At 57.4% G+C, this 16,813-nt stretch carries 21 protein-coding genes; 16 read left to right on the top strand and 5 right to left on the bottom strand.

All coding sequences use genetic code 11. The features are described from left to right. Positions 1-26: 26 nt before the first annotated feature. Entirely contained in the window at positions 27-617 is a 591-nt protein-coding gene (locus tag ACN19L_RS15205; protein WP_426490324.1) for a Uma2 family endonuclease, read from the bottom strand. A 132-nt stretch (positions 618-749) separates the two neighbouring features. Here ACN19L_RS15205 and ACN19L_RS15200 point away from each other — a divergent pair, with 132 nt between their 5' ends. From ACN19L_RS15200 to ACN19L_RS15150, 11 genes are all read left to right on the top strand, one after another. Then, on the top strand, positions 750-1,142 hold the full coding sequence (locus ACN19L_RS15200; protein ID WP_125430268.1) for an NADH-quinone oxidoreductase subunit A: 393 nt from the start codon (positions 750-752) through the stop codon (positions 1,140-1,142). Positions 1,143-1,214: 72 nt separating this feature from the next. After that, positions 1,215-1,769, top strand: coding sequence for an NADH-quinone oxidoreductase subunit B (locus ACN19L_RS15195; protein WP_315999915.1), 555 nt, complete (start codon positions 1,215-1,217; stop codon positions 1,767-1,769). A gap of 89 nt (positions 1,770-1,858) precedes the next feature. Further along, positions 1,859-2,422 carry an NADH-quinone oxidoreductase subunit C gene (locus tag ACN19L_RS15190; RefSeq protein ID WP_426490323.1) on the top strand — a complete coding sequence of 188 codons (564 nt, stop codon included), beginning with the start codon at positions 1,859-1,861 and terminating at the stop codon, positions 2,420-2,422. Positions 2,423-2,526: 104 nt separating this feature from the next. Then, a complete protein-coding gene (locus ACN19L_RS15185) occupies positions 2,527-3,795 on the top strand; it encodes an NADH-quinone oxidoreductase subunit D (RefSeq protein ID WP_125430262.1) in 1,269 nt (422 codons plus the stop codon). A 22-nt stretch (positions 3,796-3,817) separates the two neighbouring features. Continuing rightward, positions 3,818-4,387, top strand: a complete 570-nt coding sequence (gene nuoE, locus ACN19L_RS15180; protein ID WP_125430259.1) for a complex I 24 kDa subunit family protein — start codon at positions 3,818-3,820, stop codon at positions 4,385-4,387. Between the two features lie 12 nt (positions 4,388-4,399). Next, the gene (locus tag ACN19L_RS15175; protein WP_125430256.1) at positions 4,400-4,669 is read left to right on the top strand and encodes a hypothetical protein; all 270 of its coding nucleotides are present in this window, start codon (positions 4,400-4,402) and stop codon (positions 4,667-4,669) included. Positions 4,670-4,681: 12 nt separating this feature from the next. After that, positions 4,682-6,022, top strand: a complete 1,341-nt coding sequence (gene nuoF / locus ACN19L_RS15170; protein WP_044000928.1) for an NADH-quinone oxidoreductase subunit NuoF — start codon at positions 4,682-4,684, stop codon at positions 6,020-6,022. A 149-nt stretch (positions 6,023-6,171) separates the two neighbouring features. After that, complete coding sequence (locus ACN19L_RS15165; protein ID WP_426490322.1) at positions 6,172-7,176, top strand: 2Fe-2S iron-sulfur cluster-binding protein; 1,005 nt, start codon at positions 6,172-6,174, stop codon at positions 7,174-7,176. Between the two features lie 97 nt (positions 7,177-7,273). Then, positions 7,274-8,353, top strand: coding sequence for an NADH-quinone oxidoreductase subunit NuoH (gene nuoH / locus ACN19L_RS15160; protein WP_426493594.1), 1,080 nt, complete (start codon positions 7,274-7,276; stop codon positions 8,351-8,353). A gap of 132 nt (positions 8,354-8,485) precedes the next feature. After that, positions 8,486-9,055 carry a NuoI/complex I 23 kDa subunit family protein gene (locus tag ACN19L_RS15155; protein ID WP_426490321.1) on the top strand — a complete coding sequence of 190 codons (570 nt, stop codon included), beginning with the start codon at positions 8,486-8,488 and terminating at the stop codon, positions 9,053-9,055. Between the two features lie 97 nt (positions 9,056-9,152). Next, positions 9,153-9,665: an NADH-quinone oxidoreductase subunit J family protein gene (locus ACN19L_RS15150; RefSeq protein ID WP_426490320.1), complete on the top strand. Its 513-nt coding sequence runs from the start codon at positions 9,153-9,155 to the stop codon at positions 9,663-9,665. A gap of 294 nt (positions 9,666-9,959) precedes the next feature. Here the strand turns inward: ACN19L_RS15150 and ACN19L_RS15145 are convergent, their stop codons facing one another. After that, complete coding sequence (locus ACN19L_RS15145; protein ID WP_426490319.1) at positions 9,960-10,289, bottom strand: hypothetical protein; 330 nt, start codon at positions 10,287-10,289, stop codon at positions 9,960-9,962. Positions 10,290-10,340: 51 nt separating this feature from the next. Between ACN19L_RS15145 and ACN19L_RS15140 the strand changes: the two genes are divergently transcribed. Both ACN19L_RS15140 and ACN19L_RS15135 read left to right on the top strand, forming a co-directional pair. Further along, positions 10,341-10,910 (top strand): transposase, encoded by a 570-nt coding sequence (locus tag ACN19L_RS15140; RefSeq protein ID WP_426493593.1) that lies wholly within the window; start codon positions 10,341-10,343, stop codon positions 10,908-10,910. Positions 10,911-11,276: 366 nt separating this feature from the next. Next, complete coding sequence (locus ACN19L_RS15135; protein WP_426490318.1) at positions 11,277-11,798, top strand: STM3941 family protein; 522 nt, start codon at positions 11,277-11,279, stop codon at positions 11,796-11,798. 62 nt (positions 11,799-11,860) lie between these two features. Here the strand turns inward: ACN19L_RS15135 and ACN19L_RS15130 are convergent, their stop codons facing one another. From ACN19L_RS15130 to ACN19L_RS15120, 3 genes are all read right to left on the bottom strand, one after another. After that, positions 11,861-12,226, bottom strand: a complete 366-nt coding sequence (locus ACN19L_RS15130) for a hypothetical protein (protein WP_426490317.1) — start codon at positions 12,224-12,226, stop codon at positions 11,861-11,863. Positions 12,227-12,370: 144 nt separating this feature from the next. Then, positions 12,371-12,976, bottom strand: coding sequence for an RNA polymerase sigma factor (locus ACN19L_RS15125; protein WP_426490316.1), 606 nt, complete (start codon positions 12,974-12,976; stop codon positions 12,371-12,373). A 188-nt stretch (positions 12,977-13,164) separates the two neighbouring features. Further along, positions 13,165-13,626 carry a MaoC family dehydratase gene (locus tag ACN19L_RS15120; protein ID WP_426490315.1) on the bottom strand — a complete coding sequence of 154 codons (462 nt, stop codon included), beginning with the start codon at positions 13,624-13,626 and terminating at the stop codon, positions 13,165-13,167. A gap of 247 nt (positions 13,627-13,873) precedes the next feature. Here ACN19L_RS15120 and nuoK point away from each other — a divergent pair, with 247 nt between their 5' ends. The 3 genes from nuoK (at position 13,874) to ACN19L_RS15105 (ending at position 16,800) form a co-directional block, all read left to right on the top strand. Next, positions 13,874-14,206 (top strand): NADH-quinone oxidoreductase subunit NuoK, encoded by a 333-nt coding sequence (gene nuoK / locus ACN19L_RS15115; protein WP_044004096.1) that lies wholly within the window; start codon positions 13,874-13,876, stop codon positions 14,204-14,206. Positions 14,207-14,365: 159 nt separating this feature from the next. After that, positions 14,366-16,312: an NADH-quinone oxidoreductase subunit L gene (gene nuoL, locus ACN19L_RS15110; RefSeq protein WP_426490314.1), complete on the top strand. Its 1,947-nt coding sequence runs from the start codon at positions 14,366-14,368 to the stop codon at positions 16,310-16,312. A gap of 14 nt (positions 16,313-16,326) precedes the next feature. Further along, positions 16,327-16,800, top strand: coding sequence for a hypothetical protein (locus ACN19L_RS15105; RefSeq protein ID WP_426490313.1), 474 nt, complete (start codon positions 16,327-16,329; stop codon positions 16,798-16,800). Positions 16,801-16,813 lie beyond the last annotated feature (13 nt).

The raw sequence follows: 16,813 nt of genomic DNA, 5'->3' as shown, positions 1-16,813 counted from the left end.
TTGTCTATTACCTAACCTTATTCCAATCAGGGTTTATCCAGTTGCGGCTGAATGTCCAGTTCCGTATACAGCTCAGCCAGTGGCAGTGTAATGCCCAGCTCCGGAATCGTCACCGCATCCTCCTGACCAGCCAATGGCGTGAACGACCACACCCCCGACGGCTCCCGCCGATACCACTCCACCAGCCACTTATCAGCCGATACCAGTAGGTAGTGCTGCAACGACGCCAGCTGCGTATAGCGGCTGAATTTCCAGATTCGGTCGTGGCTTTCCGTACCCGGCGACAGCACTTCAATAATGAGCACCGGGTGGTGCATCATTATTTTATCTGGTGAATCTTCAGGGTGGCAGGTGACCATCACATCCGGGTACGTGTACAATTCCCCCTCACGCACGGCCAGCCGGATGTTCTCCGCATATACCCGGCAGCCTTTCCCGCGTAGCGCATTGCGCAGACTCATCACGCAGTTCAACACCGTGAGATTGTGTATCCCAAGTCCCCCCGACATAGCGAAGATTTCGCCCCGGTAATACAGGTGCCGTTGCTCCGATACCTCTTCCAGCGCGAAATACTCCTCTACTGTGTAGCGACGAGGTGTCGTGAATACTGGTTCCATAGCGAAGGGGCTGATATTCTCACCAAATATACGCCTTTCCCCTGCAGGCTGATTTCACGTTTGTTCCGCCCGCATTTCGTGGTACCTTTGCCTTCCATGCCGTATTTACACGGCTTTACCCTGTCGCAGCCTATGCTTCTCGCCGTTCCGACGAATTATCAACCCGCTGACTTTCTGCCGATTGTTGTGCAGTTCGTCTTGGCCATTGCTTTCGTGGCCTTCGCCATGATTGTTTCCCACCTAGTAGGTCCGCGCCGCAAGAGTGTGGTGAAGGATGAAGCCTTTGAGTGTGGTATCGAATCGGTGGGCAACGCCCGTACCCCAATTTCGGTGAAGTACTTCCTTACAGCCATCCTGTTCGTGCTCTTCGATGTGGAAGTAATCTTCATGTATCCCTGGGCCGTGAACTTCCGCGCCCTCGGTACCTCCGGTTTCTACCAGATGATTGTATTCCTGGCTCTGCTGATGGCGGGCTTTGCGTACGTCATCAAAAAAGGCGTTTTACGCTGGAATGAAAGCCGTTAGCAGCAACCTTTGGGCCCAGCCCGGTGTTGCTTTCAAGTGGAGTACATCCGCTTCCTAACCTGACTTACTCGCATGGATACTAGAGTTCCTGAAATTAAAATGGTAGATGCCCCTGAGGGCATGGAAGGAGCGGGCTTCTTCGCTACCTCGCTGGAGAAAGTGGTGGGCATTGCCCGCGCCAACTCGCTCTGGCCCTTGCCCTTCGCCACCTCCTGCTGCGGCATTGAGTTTATGGCCACTATGGGCTCCCGCTACGATATTTCCCGCTTCGGCTCAGAGCGTCCGTCCTTCTCACCCCGACAGGCTGATTTGCTGATGGTGATGGGTACCATTGCCAAGAAAATGGCCCCCATTGTAAAGCAGGTATACGAGCAAATGGCTGAGCCCCGCTGGGTGCTGGCCATGGGTGCCTGTGCCTGCTCCGGCGGCATTTTCGATACCTACTCCGTACTCCAGGGCATCGACCGGATTATTCCGGTGGACGTGTACATCCCCGGCTGCCCACCTCGCCCCGAGCAGGTGCTCGACGGACTGATGCGCATCCAGGACCTGGCCAAAAACGAATCCCTGCGCCGCCGCAACTCGCCCGAGTACCAGGCCCTGCTGGCGTCTTACAACATCAAGTAAGTAGTGAGTATTGGGTATTGAGTAGGTAGACTTTTCACCGTCGGCAGCTCAATACTCAATACCAAATACTCAATACTAAGTACTCAGAAATGGCTGACCAGAACGAATCCATTCCGGCCCAGGAAGAAGCGGCTGCCAAAGATCCGGCCGCGCAGAAAAACGCGCAGTTGCTGACGTTGCTGCACCGCTTATTCGGTGAGGACGCCTTCACCGATGTGGAGGAGCCCTACGGCCTGCTCACCGCCACCACCACCCGGGAGCGGATTCACGACATTGTGGCTGGTTTGCAGCAGGATCAGGAGCTGCAGCTTAATTTCCTGACCACCATGTGCGGTATGCATTTCCCTGAGCGGGAGGGCCAAGAGCTGGGCATGGTGTATCACCTGCACAGCCTCACCCAGAACATCCGGCTGCGGCTGAAGATTTTCTTCCCCATTGCCGACCCGGTAGTACCTACCCTAACCGACCTCTACTCCACCGCCAACTGGATGGAGCGCGAGGCCTTCGATTTCTACGGCATCATCTTCCCCGGTCACCCCAACCTCATCCGCATCCTCAATGTGGAGGACATGGACTACCACCCCATGCGCAAGGAGTACGCCTTGGAAGACGGTACCCGCGAAGACAAAACCGACCTGTTTTTCGGACGATAGAGTTTAGTAGTGAGTAGCTGGTATTGAGTAATGAGACCAACGGTCTGCTTTTACTCGATGATAGTTTCTCAATACTCACTACCCACTACTCAATACTACCCAACATGGCAGTAAACGACACGCTGGAAGGCACCCATAAAATCATTGAAGAAGCCCGCGAGCAGCAGGCCCGGATCAATCCGCTGGCGCCCACTGTCAACGACTTCAACCAGGAGCTGACTACCCTGAACCTGGGCCCCACCCACCCCGCTACCCACGGCATCTTCCAGAACATTCTGCAGATGGATGGGGAGCGGATTGTGTCGGGGGTACCTACTATCGGCTACATCCACCGGGCTTTCGAGAAGATTGCCGAGCGGCGGCCCTTCTACCAGATTACGCCCCTCACGGACCGGATGAACTACTGTTCGTCGCCCATCAACAACATGGGCTGGCACATGACGGTGGAGAAGCTGCTGGGCGTGGAAGTACCCAAGCGTGCCCAGTACATGCGCGTGATTCTGATGGAGCTGGCCCGCATTTCCGACCACTTGATCTGCAACGGCATTCTGGGGGTAGATACGGGCGCCTTCACCGGCTTCCTCTACCTGATGGACGAGCGGGAGAAGATCTACGAAATCTACGAGGAAGTAAGCGGTGCCCGCCTGACCACCAACATGGGCCGCGTAGGCGGTATGGAGCGGGATTTCACGCCGGTAGCTTTGCAGAAGCTGCGCGCCTGGCTGAAAAGTTTCCCGGCCGTCATGACGGAATTCGAGAAGATGTTCAACCGCAACCGCATCTTCATGGATCGGGTGGTGGACGTGGGCGCTATTTCCGCCGAGCGAGCCCTCAACTACGGCTTCACCGGCCCCAACCTGCGCGCTGCCGGCGTCGATTACGACGTGCGGGTGATGAACCCCTACTCCAGCTACCAGGACTTCGAGTTTGAAATTCCGGTGGGCACCAAAGGCGACACCTACGACCGGTTTATGGTGCGCAACGAGGAAATCTGGCAGAGTCTGCGCATCATCAACCAAGCGCTGGAAAACCTGCCCGAAGGCCCGTACCACGCCGATGCGCCACACTATTACCTGCCGCCCAAGCAGGCCGTGTACAAAAACATGGAGGCCCTCATCTACCACTTTAAAATTGTGATGGGGGAGATTGATGCCCCCGTGGGCGAGGTGTACCATTCGGTGGAAGGTGGCAACGGCGAGTTGGGCTTCTACCTGGTTTCCGACGGCGGCCGCACACCCTACCGCCTGCACTTCCGCCGTCCCTGCTTCATTTACTACCAGGCCTATACCGAAATGGTGGTGGGCCAGACCCTCTCCGACGCCATCGTGACGCTGTCGTCGATGAACGTAATTGCCGGGGAGCTGGACGCGTAGTTTTTTGCTGAATTCAACTGTTATGGAGACGACTGCCGTCAAGCCGCAATTCTCTGAAGCCGCCAAGGCCGAGATTGAGCGTATCTGCAAACAATACCCCGCCGAGCGGCGCAAATCCGCTATGCTGCCGGTGCTGCACATTGCCCAGGCCGAATTTGGTGGCTGGGTGAGCCCCGAAGTGCAGGACCTGGTGGCTGAAGTGCTGGGCGTGAAGCCTATTGAAGTATACGAGGTGTCGTCGTTCTACACCATGTTTAACCTCAAGCCGGTAGGCAAGCACGTGCTGGAAATTTGCCGCACGGGCCCCTGCATGCTGCGCGGTTCCGACGAGCTGACGGCCCATCTGGAGCGCATTACCGGCGCCAAAGTAGGCGGCCCAGCTTCGGCTGATGGCCTGTTCACGCTCAAGGAAGTGGAGTGCTTGGCCGCTTGCGGCTTCGCCCCCATCGTGCAGGTGCGCGAGAAGTACTACGAGCAGCTTGATACCCCGGAAGCCGTGGACGCCATGCTCACGGAGCTGCGCAACCAGGTGCACCGCCCGGCGCTGCCTTGGGAAGAAAACGGCCTACCCAACGCGCTGGCCCGCAACTAGCCCTCTGCCGCCATGGACGAACGGAATAAAGACCTGCCGCTGATTGTCTCGGAAATTCTCATTGAGATGCACGAGATGAAAGAAGCCCTTAATCGGGTGGCATCTGTTGTTGTGAAGCAGCAGGAGCATACGAACAATATGTTCAATACGCTTCTGGATGAGAACCGGAAAAACATGGAGTTCATGACCTACTCCATCAATAAAGCACTCGGACAGCAGCAACAGGTAAACGCAGCCTTTGAGCAGCGCCTGACCGAACTAGAAGCTAAATACAACGGCTAAACGCCTACGACTATGGGACGCAAACTGCTGACCGAACATATTAACGTTGAAGGCATCGACACCCTGGAAGTGTACCGCAAGCACGGCGGCTACCGCTCGGTGGAGAAGGCCCTCAAAACGATGACCCCCGATGAGGTGGTGGAAGAAGTAAAGAAGTCGGGCCTGCGGGGCCGCGGCGGTGCGGGCTTCCCCACGGGTATGAAGTGGAGCTTCTTGGCCAAGCCCGAGGGCGTGCCGCGTTACCTCGTCTGCAACGCCGACGAATCGGAGCCGGGCACCTTCAAGGACCGCCAGCTGATGTCGAAGCTGCCCCACCTGCTCATCGAGGGCATGATTACGAGCTCGTACGCGCTGGGCGCCAACACCTCGTACATATACATCCGCGGCGAGCTGTTGTACGTGCTGCGCATCCTGGAAAAAGCCATTGCTGAAGCCTACGCGGCTGGTTTCCTGGGCAAGAATATCCTGGGCTCGGGCTACGACCTGGACCTGCATGTGCACCCCGGCGGCGGCGCTTACATTTGCGGCGAGGAAACTGCCCTGCTAGAAAGCCTGGAAGGCAAGCGCGGCAACCCGCGCAACAAGCCGCCATTCCCGGCTGTGCAGGGCCTCTACGCCCGCCCCACGGTGGTCAACAACGTGGAATCCATTGCCGCCGTGCCGGTAATTGTGAACGAGGGCGGCGACGAGTACGCCAAAATCGGGGTGGGCCGGAGCACCGGCACCAAGCTGATTTCGGCCTGCGGCCACCTCAACAAGCCCGGCATCTACGAAATTGAGCTGGGTCTGCCCGTTGAGGAATTCATCTACTCCGATGAGTACTGCGGCGGCATCTGGAAAGGCCGCGACCTGAAGGCGGTAGTAGCCGGTGGCTCGTCCGTTCCAATCCTGCCCAAGGAGCTGATCCTGAAAACCGCCGCCGGCGAAAACCGCCTGATGACCTACGAGTCGCTCAGCGACGGGGGCTTCGTGACGGGTACAATGCTAGGTTCGGGTGGTTTCATTGCCATGGACGAAACGACCTGCATCGTGCGCAACACCTGGAACTTCAGCCGCTTCTACCACCACGAGTCGTGCGGGCAATGCTCGCCCTGCCGCGAGGGGACGGGCTGGATGGAAAAGGTGCTGCACCGTTTGGAGCACGGCCACGGCCACATGGAGGACATCGACCTGCTGGTGAGCGTGGCCAAGCAAATCGAGGGCAACACCATCTGCCCCCTCGGTGAAGCCGCCGCCTGGCCCGTAGCCGCCGCCGTGCGCCACTTCCGCCACGAATTTGAGTGGCACGTAACCCACGCCAAGGAAGCCGCCCAACCCGGCGCGGTGTACCGGGCCGGTGCCGTGCTGGCGTAATAACAGAACGTCCTGCTGAGCTTGCCGAAGCATCTCTACCGCTTCGTTGCATTGCTAACTAATTACCCCCGGTAGAGATGCTTCGGCAAGCTCAGCATGACGTCCTTTGTTGTGCAGATCAGTCGAAATCCTAACGATTTCAACCAATAATGGCTAAAATAACTTTCGACGGCATCGAGGTGGAAGTTCCGGACGGAACCACCATCCTGAATGCGGCCCGCCAGATTGGCGGCAGCATCGTGCCCCCGGCCATGTGCTACTACACCCCGCTGAAAGGCTCGGGCGGTAAGTGCCGCGCCTGCCTGGTGCGCGTGGCGGCCGGCTCGGCCAAGGACCCGCGCCCCATGCCCAAGCTGGTGGCCTCGTGCGTGACGCCGGTGCAGGACGGGATGGTGGTGGAAAACACCACCAATGAGCAGGTGCTGAACGTGCGCAAGGGCATTGTGGAAATGCTGCTCATCAACCACCCCCTGGATTGCCCGGTGTGCGACCAGGCCGGGGAGTGTGACCTGCAGAACTTTGCCTTTGAGCACGGCGTGAGCACCACCCGCTACCAGGAAGAGCGCCGCACCTTCGAGAAAATCGACATTGGGCCGCTGATTCAGCTGCACATGACGCGCTGCATCCTGTGCTACCGCTGCGTGTTCACCGCCGACCAGATTGCCAAGGGCGACCGGGTGCACGGCGTACTGGGCCGCGGCGACGCCGCCGAAATCGGCACCTACATCGAGAACATCATCGATAACGACTTCTCCGGCAACGTGATTGACGTGTGCCCGGTAGGAGCTCTTACCGACAAGACGTTCCGCTTTAAGTCGCGGGTGTGGTTCACCAAGCCGGTGAATGCCCACCGGGACTGCCCTAAGTGCTCCGGCAACGTAGTACTCTGGTACAAAGGAAAGGACGTGCTGCGCACCACCGCCCGCAAGGACCAGTACGGCGAGGTAAAGGAGTGGATCTGCAACGAGTGCCGCTTTGAGAAGAAGGAAACGTCGGACTGGACCATCGAAGGCCCGGCCCACATTGACCGCTCCTCGGTTATTTCGGCCAACCACTACGAATTGCCCGTGCTGAACCAGTCGGTAGTAGCCGACCTGCCCGAAAGCACCACCCGCGACCTGCAGCAAAACCCACCGCTGAAATTAGGCAACTAGTTTTCAGTTGCCAGTTGCGAGTTGCCAGTTACCTGATTCTGTAACCATGGCCCTCATCAAACTGGCAACTCGCAACTGACAACTCTCAACTGAAATGATTGAACTACCTGCCCTCGGCTGGCAATCCATTGTCATCTTCGTCGTATTTGCGCTTTCACTGCTGATTGCGACGTACTGCACCTACGCGGAGCGCGTAATTGCGGCCTTCCTGCAGGACCGCGTGGGCCCCGACCGTGCTGGCCCTTACGGGCTGCTGCAGCCTTTGGCCGATGCCGTGAAAATGTTCACGAAGGAAGAGTTCTTCCCCGGTGGTGCTAATAAAGCCCTGTTCATCTTCGGCCCCTGCCTGGCCATGATTACGGCCCTGATGTCGTCGGCGGTAATTCCGTTCGGCAACAACATGAGCTTCGGCAACAACGCCTTTTTTCTGCAGGGTATTGAGGTAAATATCGGTATGCTGTGGGTGTTCGGCGTGGTGTCGCTGGGCGTATACGGCGTGATGATTGGCGGCTGGGCCTCCAACAACAAGTTTTCGTTGCTGGGTGCCATCCGCGCGGCTTCGCAGAACATCAGCTACGAACTGGCCATGGGTATGGCCCTGATTGCCGTGCTGATGATGTCGGGTACCCTGAGCCTGCGCGAAATCACGCTGCAGCAGTCGGCACCGGGCGAATGGGCCATGTGGAATATTGTACGGCAGCCGCTGGGCTTCATCATTTTCCTGGTGTGTGCTTTTGCTGAAACCAACCGGACACCCTTCGACTTGCCGGAGTGCGAAACGGAGCTGGTGGGTGGTTACCACACCGAATACTCCTCGATGAAGCTGGGCCTGTACCTGTTTGCGGAGTACATCAACATCTTTGTGGCTTCGGCCGTGATGAGCGTGCTGTACTTTGGTGGCTTCAACTTTCCCTTCCAGTACGAGCTGCGCGACTGGTTCGTGAACAGCCAGGGCTGGGAACTGGCTTCGGCCCAGAACCTGATTACCCTGCTGGGCACCGTGGGCCTGTTCCTGAAGATTTTTGCCTTCATTTTCTTCTTCATGTGGATTCGCTGGACCCTGCCGCGCTTCCGCTACGACCAGTTGATGCGCCTGGGCTGGACCATTCTCATTCCGCTGGCTGTCTTCAACATTCTGCTCACCGGCGGCCTTATTCTGGCCGGCGTGATTCAGTAACAACTTCATTTACTTTGTCATCCGGAGCGGAGCGAAGAGCATTACACAAGCAGAACGAGACTCGTAGCCAACGGCTTGCTCTAGCGGAAAAAGAGCCATTACTCCACTCAGACTGACAGAAGGAACCATAGTATGCAACTCACCAACCGAGCCAAGAAGCTAGAGAAGAAGCCCATGACGCTGGCTGAGCGGGCTTACCTGCCGGCCATCTTCCAAGGCCTGAGCATTACGATGCGCCACTTCTTTATGAAGAAGGCCACCGTGCGCTACCCCGAGGAGGTACGTCCCTTCGCTCCCATTTTCCGGGGCCTGCACGTGCTCAAGCGCGACGAGCAGGGCCGGGAGCGGTGCACCGCCTGCGGCCTCTGCGCCGTGGCCTGCCCCGCCGAAGCCATTACCATGGTGGCCGGCGAGCGGAAGAAAGGTGAAGAAGGCCTCTACCGCGAGGAGAAGTACGCCATCAGCTACGAAATCAACATGCTGCGCTGCATCTTCTGCGGCCTCTGCGAAGAGGCGTGCCCGAAAGCGGCCGTGTACCTGCAGCCGGACAAGATTGCGCCCCCACGCTACGAGCGGGACGAGTTCATCTACGGCAAAGACCGGCTGGTAGAGCCCGTGTCGCCGGACGCCCGCTCCGTGCGCGGCATCCAGCTCACGGCTGACCAAGCCGACACGCTACGCAGCAAACTACAGCAGGCGTAATTACTGGTTTTTAGTTGCTGGTTTTTTGTTTTTGGCTTCAGCCAATCATTCAAAACCTCAAAACCACTAACGAAAAACAAAAAACCAACACATTTCGATGTCTCCTCTTTTCCTCTTCCTGTCGTTTGTGGCGCTGCTGAGCGCGCTGGGTGTGGTATTTGCCAAAAACCCGGTGCACAGCGTACTGTTCCTGATTCTGACTTTCTTCTCCTTATCAGGACATTACCTGTTGCTGAACGCGCAGTTTCTGGCGGCCGTGAACATCATCGTGTACGCCGGGGCCATTATGGTGCTGTTCCTGTTTGTGATTATGTTCCTGAACCTGAACGTGGACACCGAGCCGCACAAGCCGGCGCTGGCCAAAATTGCGGCAGCCGTAGCCGGCGGTTCCCTCCTGCTCATCCTAGTAGCTGCCCTGCGCGACGTGCGCCCCACCGGCGTACCGGCCGGTACCGTCTTCAACTCGCAGATTGGCATGGTAGACCAGTTGGGCTTAAAACTCTACACGGACTTCCTGTTGCCTTTTGAACTGGCTTCTGTGCTGTTTCTGGTAGCTATGGTAGGCGCCGTAATGCTCGGCAAGCGCGAAGTAGGCGAGCGTAACTTCTAACGTTCTATCTGCTGGCTTCAGCAGAAACCAAGCGCGGCGGCTGATGCATCAGCCGCCGCGCTTTTTTTATAATCATTAAATAAGGAAGTACTATGCATACTATAACTAACAACTTGAGCCGAATCAGTTTTCACGATTCATCTATCGAGAAAGCAAGCCGCAGCTTTAATGAATTGACATTGCATTTCGACTGGGCGAAGATTCAGAATTATGAAAAGGATTCTAATCTCATAGATATAGTTGTCGGCGAGTGTTATAGCGGATTCGAGAACGGTGTAGCTGCTGCCAGGCGTACTACGTAAGCATGTGGATGCAAGCGTATTCTCTGGATTTGCGCCAGCGCGTGGCGCAGGCGCTGGCCGAGCCGGGCGCTCGGCAGGCGCAAGTGGCGGCCCGCTTCTGCGTGAGCGTGGCCTTCGTGGGCAAGCTCGTGCGGCGGCGCTGCCCGGGCGGGGCGGGCCGCCGCGCTGCCTGGACGCGGCGGCGCAGGCGTGGCTGGTGGCCCAAGTGGGGCGGCAGCCGGACGCGACGCTGGCCGAGCTGCGCGACGCGCTGCTGGCCCAGACCGGGCAGCGTGTGAGCGTGGGCTCGGTCTGGCGCGTGCTGGATGAGCAGGGGCTGCACCGCAAAAAAAAGCCTGCACGCCACCGAGCGTGACACCGAACGCGTGCGCGAATTGCGGCGGCAGCACGTCGAAGCCGTGGCCGCCCGCCCGGACCGGCACCGGTTTTACTTCCTCGACGAGACCGGTCTGCGGCTGGACTACACCCCCGGCGCTATGGGCGGGCGCCGGGCTGCCGGCGCGTGGGCGGGGCCGTGCCGCTGCGGCGTGGCAAGAGCCTGACGTTGATCGGGGCCTTGGGCGTGGGCGGGCTCAAAGCCGTGCAGGTGCTCGACGGCGCGTTGAACCAGCGCAGCTTTGCTTTCTACGTCGGGCGCGTGCTCGGCCCACAGCTGCGGCGCGGCGACGTGCTGGTGCTCGACAACCTGCCCGTGCACCACCTCGGCGGGCTGGCGCAGGAACTGGCCCGGCGCGGCGTCGAGGTGCTGTTTCTGCCGCCCTACTCGCCCGATTTCTCCCCCGTCGAGCAGGCCTGGAGCAAGCTCAAAACCACGCTGCGCCAAGCCCAGGCCCGCACCTGCGGGGCGCTGCTGACCGCCATCCAAGACGCGCTGCGGTGGATTACCAGCCAAGACGCGCAAGCCTGGTTCAATCACTGTGGCTATCACGTACACCGTTCATGAATCCGCTATATCTAGTGCTTTTCGGAGTAACATCCGAAGTATTTTTGAGGCACCAAGAAACGCTTGGTCTGGGCCAATTCATAGGCCCGCTACAAGTGCATGTACCCATAGATGTTGAAACAGCATTCAGCTTAGTAAGCCACGATGAGTTTAACATTACCCCATCTGGTCAAGCCTTATCGTTGAGTGGAATGTACGAAGGAGTAGAAGGGACTTACTGGTTAGAATACCGGATCCAATTCCAGAGTAGCATCTTCTACTGGAATAACCATGTTACGCTGGCAGATTGGCACAAAGGCTCAATTCCAGAATAAAGCAGCAGCAGCACCTGATTCTTCAGGTGTTGCTTTTTGCTATAATTGAATTATGGAAATCAGGCTATATAAGTCGCCGTGGCGGGCGTTGAAGCTGTTGCTGGGGTGCGCGGCATTCGTGGCAATTGGGCTATGGATGATTCATAAGCCCGATGCCCCCACACTGGTTGGCTGGGCGAGTATCGTATTTTTCGGGCTGGGTGGTGTGGTTAGTCTGTTTCAGCTTCTGGACCGGCGGCCCCAGATTATCATCAACGAGTTGGGCATCTTTGACCGGGTAGCTCATTACGAGTTCATCAACTGGGAAATTATTCAGGATGCATACCTGATGCAGGTACACAAGGAGAAACTGCTGTGCCTGGTTGTTCCGGAAGCATTTGAGCCTTCTCAACGGAAAACCGGCATCGGGAAGGCGCTCAAGCGACTCTCCAAAGAACTGGGCTTCCAGGAACTGACGATTCCACTAGGGCTGATTCATATCGACGAAGTACGCTTCACTCAGTTCGTCGTCGCCATGACGCAAGCAGAACGCCCCACCGACCGCACTCAATTGCTAACCCAATACACGCAGTAAAAGCAGCAGCGGCACCTGATTCCTCAGGTGCCGCTGCTGCTTTGCGACTCGTCCGAAACCGCCTATTCCACTTCCGCGCTACGGCGGCGCATCCAGGCGGGGCCGGTACAGACGCCTTCCATTTTCTGGCGGAACTTCTCCTTTTCCTCGGGCGTAAGGCATTCCAGGCGGGACTCCATCTTCTGCTTCCACTGGCGGCGCTTGCGGGCCCAGCCAGCCCGATGGCTCCGGCCGCCCCAGCCTCCGAACAGGATGCGCGAGAGCACCAGCAGCCCCAGCGCCTGCCAGATGCTGATACTGGGCAGGTTGAACAGGTCGGGCAGCAGCCAGTTCCAGAGGCGCATGGTCACGTAGCCGGCTACTGCTACAAATAAGGCAATAAGGACCAGTATTTTGAGGCCGCGGAGCAGCCAGAAGGAGCGGTTCATTTCAAGTGGGTTTTAGAAGAACGTGTAATGCTGAGCGGAGGCATAGTCGAAGCATTGCTACTTCTGGCTAATCAGCTACCATTGCAACGAAGCAGTAGAGATGCTTTGACTCCGGCTACGCCTGCACTCAGTATGACGTTCTGGTTAATCAGTAAACAGCTCCGTGTAGAGCGCGCGGAGGCGTTTGCGCAGGTGCTGCACGGCGTAGTGTTTGCGGGAAATCAGCGTTTTGAGCGGGACGCCGGTTTCCTCCTCCATCTCGCGGAAGGTTTTGTCTTCCAGCTCATGCCAAATGAACACCTGGCGCTGGGCGGCGGGCAGCTCGGCCAGCGCGTCGCTGAGGGCTTCCATCAGGGTTTCGCGCAGCAGGCGGTTTTCGGGCGCGTCATCTACGGCGGGCAGAATGTCGGCCAGCAGCAGGGTATTTTCGTCGCCGTCGGCGGCAAAGGACGCCATTTCGTTTTCCAGCGAAACAGGCTTTTTGCGGCGGTATAGGTCGGTGATTTTGTTGCGGGCTACCCGGAACAGCCAGGCAGCAGCCTGCTCCACGGGCTTCATCACCCGGTAGCTTTCCACCAGCTCGGCAAACACGTCCTGCAGTACGTCTTCGGCCTCGGCTTCATTGGGGATGCGCCGGCGGATGAACGCCAGCAGACGCTTCCGTTGGGTGCGCACGGCTTCCTGTATCTGCAGGTCCTGGTGGCCGGCCGTCATGCGTGCAGCGTCGAGTGGGAGAGCAAGAGTTTCCATTCTGCAGAGGCAGACGTAGAAGGCCGGAAGATACTTTATCGGGGAGCGGAAATTTTATCGAAACGAAAGAACGTCTTGCTGAGCTTGTCGAAGCATCTCTACCTCTGGCTAAATCCTTACATGAGGACGGAGCGGTAGAGATGCTTCGACAAGCTCAGCAGGACGTTCGGTTTTGAATTGTTTGCTCCTTACAAGAAGTGGTACAGGAACGTAATAACGCCGGTGTACGCGGGCTTCTTCTGGCCTTCAATTTCCATCATCACGCCGATGTTAGCCTTGGCAATACCGCGCAGATCCTTCACGGCCAGCAGCTTGGCGTGCAGGCGTACGGCGCTGCCTACTACTACGGCCTGATTGAAGCGAAACTCGCTGATTTCGTAGTTCACCTGCATCTTCAGGTTTTCCACCTGCACCAGCTGATTCCAGAAGTAGGGCAGCAACGACAGCGTGAGGTAGCCGTGGGCAATGGTGCCTCCGAACGGCGACTCAGCGGCGGCGCGCTCGGGGTCGGTATGAATCCACTGAAAATCGAGGGTGGCGGCGGCAAACTGGTTGATCTGCTCCTGAGTGATGACGTGCCAGGGCGTGATGCCGAGGTCCTGGCCTTCGTGCTGCTGCAGCTCGGCTAAGCTGCTAATGGTAATGCTCATGCGAAAGAATAGTTGCGGTGGCGGAAGTGCTAAAGTACAGTTTGCCCGGCGGAGCAGCATCTCCGGCGCATAAAAACACCCGGCAGCGCGCCGATGGCCACCTAGGGCAGCGAATCTTCGCCCCGAAAACGCTGGAATCAGGCCCACGTAAAGGGTGGCGTTTTCCGATTTTCAGGATACCTTTGCCAGCTAATTGCCCCGCCGTGCCCCGGCCGACGGGGCTTCGTTCCGCCGCCAACGCTACCGCATGGACCAGAACATACCGCAGGTTATCCAAACGGTTCCTCTCCAGTACTACGTCTTCTTCGCCGCCGCCCTGTTCAGTATCGGGGTGCTGGGCGTCCTCACGCGGCGCAACGCCATCATCATCTTCATGTGCGTGGAGCTGATGCTGAATGCCGTAAACGTGCTGCTGACGGCCTTCTCGGCCTACCGCGCCGACCCCAACGGGCAGGTATTCGTGTTCTTCATCATGGCCGTGGCCGCCGCCGAAGTGGCGGTCGGGCTGGCCATCATCGTGATGATCTACCGCAACCTGCAGAATACCGACGTTAATCTGCTCAACCGCCTGAAGTTCTAACGAGTGCCTCCCCCCCTAGCCCCCTCTCCAGGGGGAGAGGGGGAACTAGCTGTTAGAAGCTGGTTCCCGGTGATGCTTCCTTGTCTGGATCTAAAAACTAAAAACTAGTCCCCCCTCTCTACCGGAGAGGGGGCTAGGGGGTGAGGCCCCCATCTGCTTATGCAAGAAACTGTAATCCCCGCTGCCGGCGCGCCGTACTCCACGTTTCTGTACGTGCTTATTCCGCTGCTGCCGTTTTTGGGCTTTCTGATTAACGGGCTACTCAACCGCAAGCTTTCGGGCACGGTGGCCGGCGCCATCAGCAGCCTGGCGGTGCTGGGCTCGTTCGCCATTTCGGTGTTCCTGTTCCTGAACTTCCAGTACCAGTACACCGTCACGCTGTTCGACTGGATTTCGGTCGGCTCGATGCAGATTCCCTTCAGCTACCAGATCGACCAGCTCAGCCTGATTATGCTGCTGCTCGTGACGGGCGTAGGCTTTCTGATTCACGTGTACAGCATCGGCTACATGCACCACGACGAGAACGTGGGCAAGTTTTTCAGCTTCCTGAACCTGTTCGTGTTCAGCATGCTGGTGCTGGTGCTGGGCGCCAACTTCGTGATTCTGTTTATCGGCTGGGAAGGCGTGGGGCTCTGCTCCTACCTGCTCATCGGCTTCTGGAACAAGAACACTGCCTACAACAACGCCGCCAAAAAAGCCTTCATCATCAACCGCGTAGGTGACCTGGGCTTCCTGCTGGGCATCTTCCTGATTTACCTGACCTTCGACTCGGTGCAGTACGCCGAGGTGTTCCAGAAGGCCAGCACCCTGCAGATTGGCACGGGCGTGGTAACGGCCATTACGCTGCTGCTGTTCGTGGGCGCTACCGGTAAATCGGCCCAGCTGCCGCTCTACACCTGGCTGCCCGACGCCATGGCCGGCCCCACCCCGGTTTCGGCCCTGATTCACGCCGCCACCATGGTAACGGCGGGCATCTATATGATTCTGCGCGCCAACGTGCTGTTCACGCTGGCCCCCGATACGCTCGAAGTTATTGCCATCATCGGCGCGGCTACAGCCCTGTTTGCCGCCACCATCGGCCTGGCCCAGAACGACATCAAGAAGGTCCTGGCCTACTCCACCGTTTCGCAGCTGGGCTACATGTTCCTGGCGCTGGGCGTGATGGGCTACAGCACTTCCCTGTTCCACGTGCTCACCCACGCCTTCTTCAAGGCCCTGATGTTCCTGGGCGCGGGCTCCGTGATTCACGCCATGAGCAACGAGCAGGACATGCGCCGCATGGGCGGCCTGCGCAAGTCGCTGCCCATTACGTTCATCACCTTCTTCGTAGGCTGCCTGGCCATTGCCGGCATCCCGCCCTTCTCGGGCTTCTTCTCGAAAGACGAAATCCTGCTGCACGCCTTCGAGCACAGCAAGGTGCTGTACGCAGTGGGCCTGTTCACGGCCTTCCTGACGGCTTTCTACATGTTCCGCTTGCTGTTCCTCACCTTCTTCGGTGAGTTCCGCGGCACTGAGGAGCAGAAGCACCACCTGCACGAGTCGCCGGCTTCCATGACGCTGCCGCTCATCGTGCTGGCCATTCTGGCCGCCGTAGGTGGTTTCATGAACGCGCCTTTCTTCCTGGGTGAGGAAAACGCCTACCTGGCCAACTACCTCGCGCCGCTGTTCACCTACTCCAAGCAGTTGAACCCGGCCGCCTTCGGCGTACATGCCGACCACGCCACCGAGCTTATGCTCATCGGCCTCTCGGTGGGTGCGGGCGTGCTGGGCATCATCCTGGCCTACGTGCAGTACGTGAGCCGCGGGGTGCGCCCGGTGGAAGACGGCGAGTCGCGCGGCTTCCTCGAAAACCTGATTTACCACAAATACTACATCGACGAGCTGTACAATGCCTTGTTCGTGCGCCCCATCATGTGGCTCTCGCGCGGCCTGTTCCGCTACGTGGAAAACGGCATCATCGACCCCATCGTGAACGGCTTCGGTCGCCTGACCATGGGCGGGGGTCAGCTCCTGCGCTACGTGCAAACCGGCTCCGTGGAAACCTACCTCATCCTGATGGTGGTGGGCATCGTGCTGGTGATGGCGCTGAACTACGTGAAGTTTTAAATATTGAATGAGTTATGGAAAATAAATATTATTCTTTCTCTATAGATGGTTCTGTTAAAGAATATATTTCTCTCGAGAAGACAAACGAGCAGCCAAATTTATTCTCTTTAATTGAAACTATTAGTTATTGGGAAAATGGAAAATATAAAAACACCAACCTCAGTTATGAAATATTCAAAGAGGGCAAAAAGGAGAAAACTGTAGAAATAGGAAGTTATTCTTTGCACGCTATAGAAGTATTGGGAAACGAATATTTCCAAGGAATTAATATTTGGATAAAATTTACCGATAAGAATGGAAAAATACATTCACCTGGATACTCTTTTGGTAACGGCATAAACGGAATAGAAAAAGCTATAAGATTCTTGATTAAACTCAATGAATTTGAGAATTACGAAAATTATGTTTTACATCAAGCGAATCAAGATTTAAAGAAGAAAATTCAGCGCTTAGAGTTAAAAATTCAATCATTGACAAACTCTAAGTAATCAAAAGAACAAC

Source organism: Hymenobacter sp. 102, from assembly GCF_049949205.1.
In the GTDB taxonomy this organism is placed as follows: Bacteria; Bacteroidota; Bacteroidia; order Cytophagales; family Hymenobacteraceae; genus Hymenobacter.
Note: the sequence above shows the minus strand (reverse complement) of the source record. Positions and strands in the feature narration are given on the sequence as shown.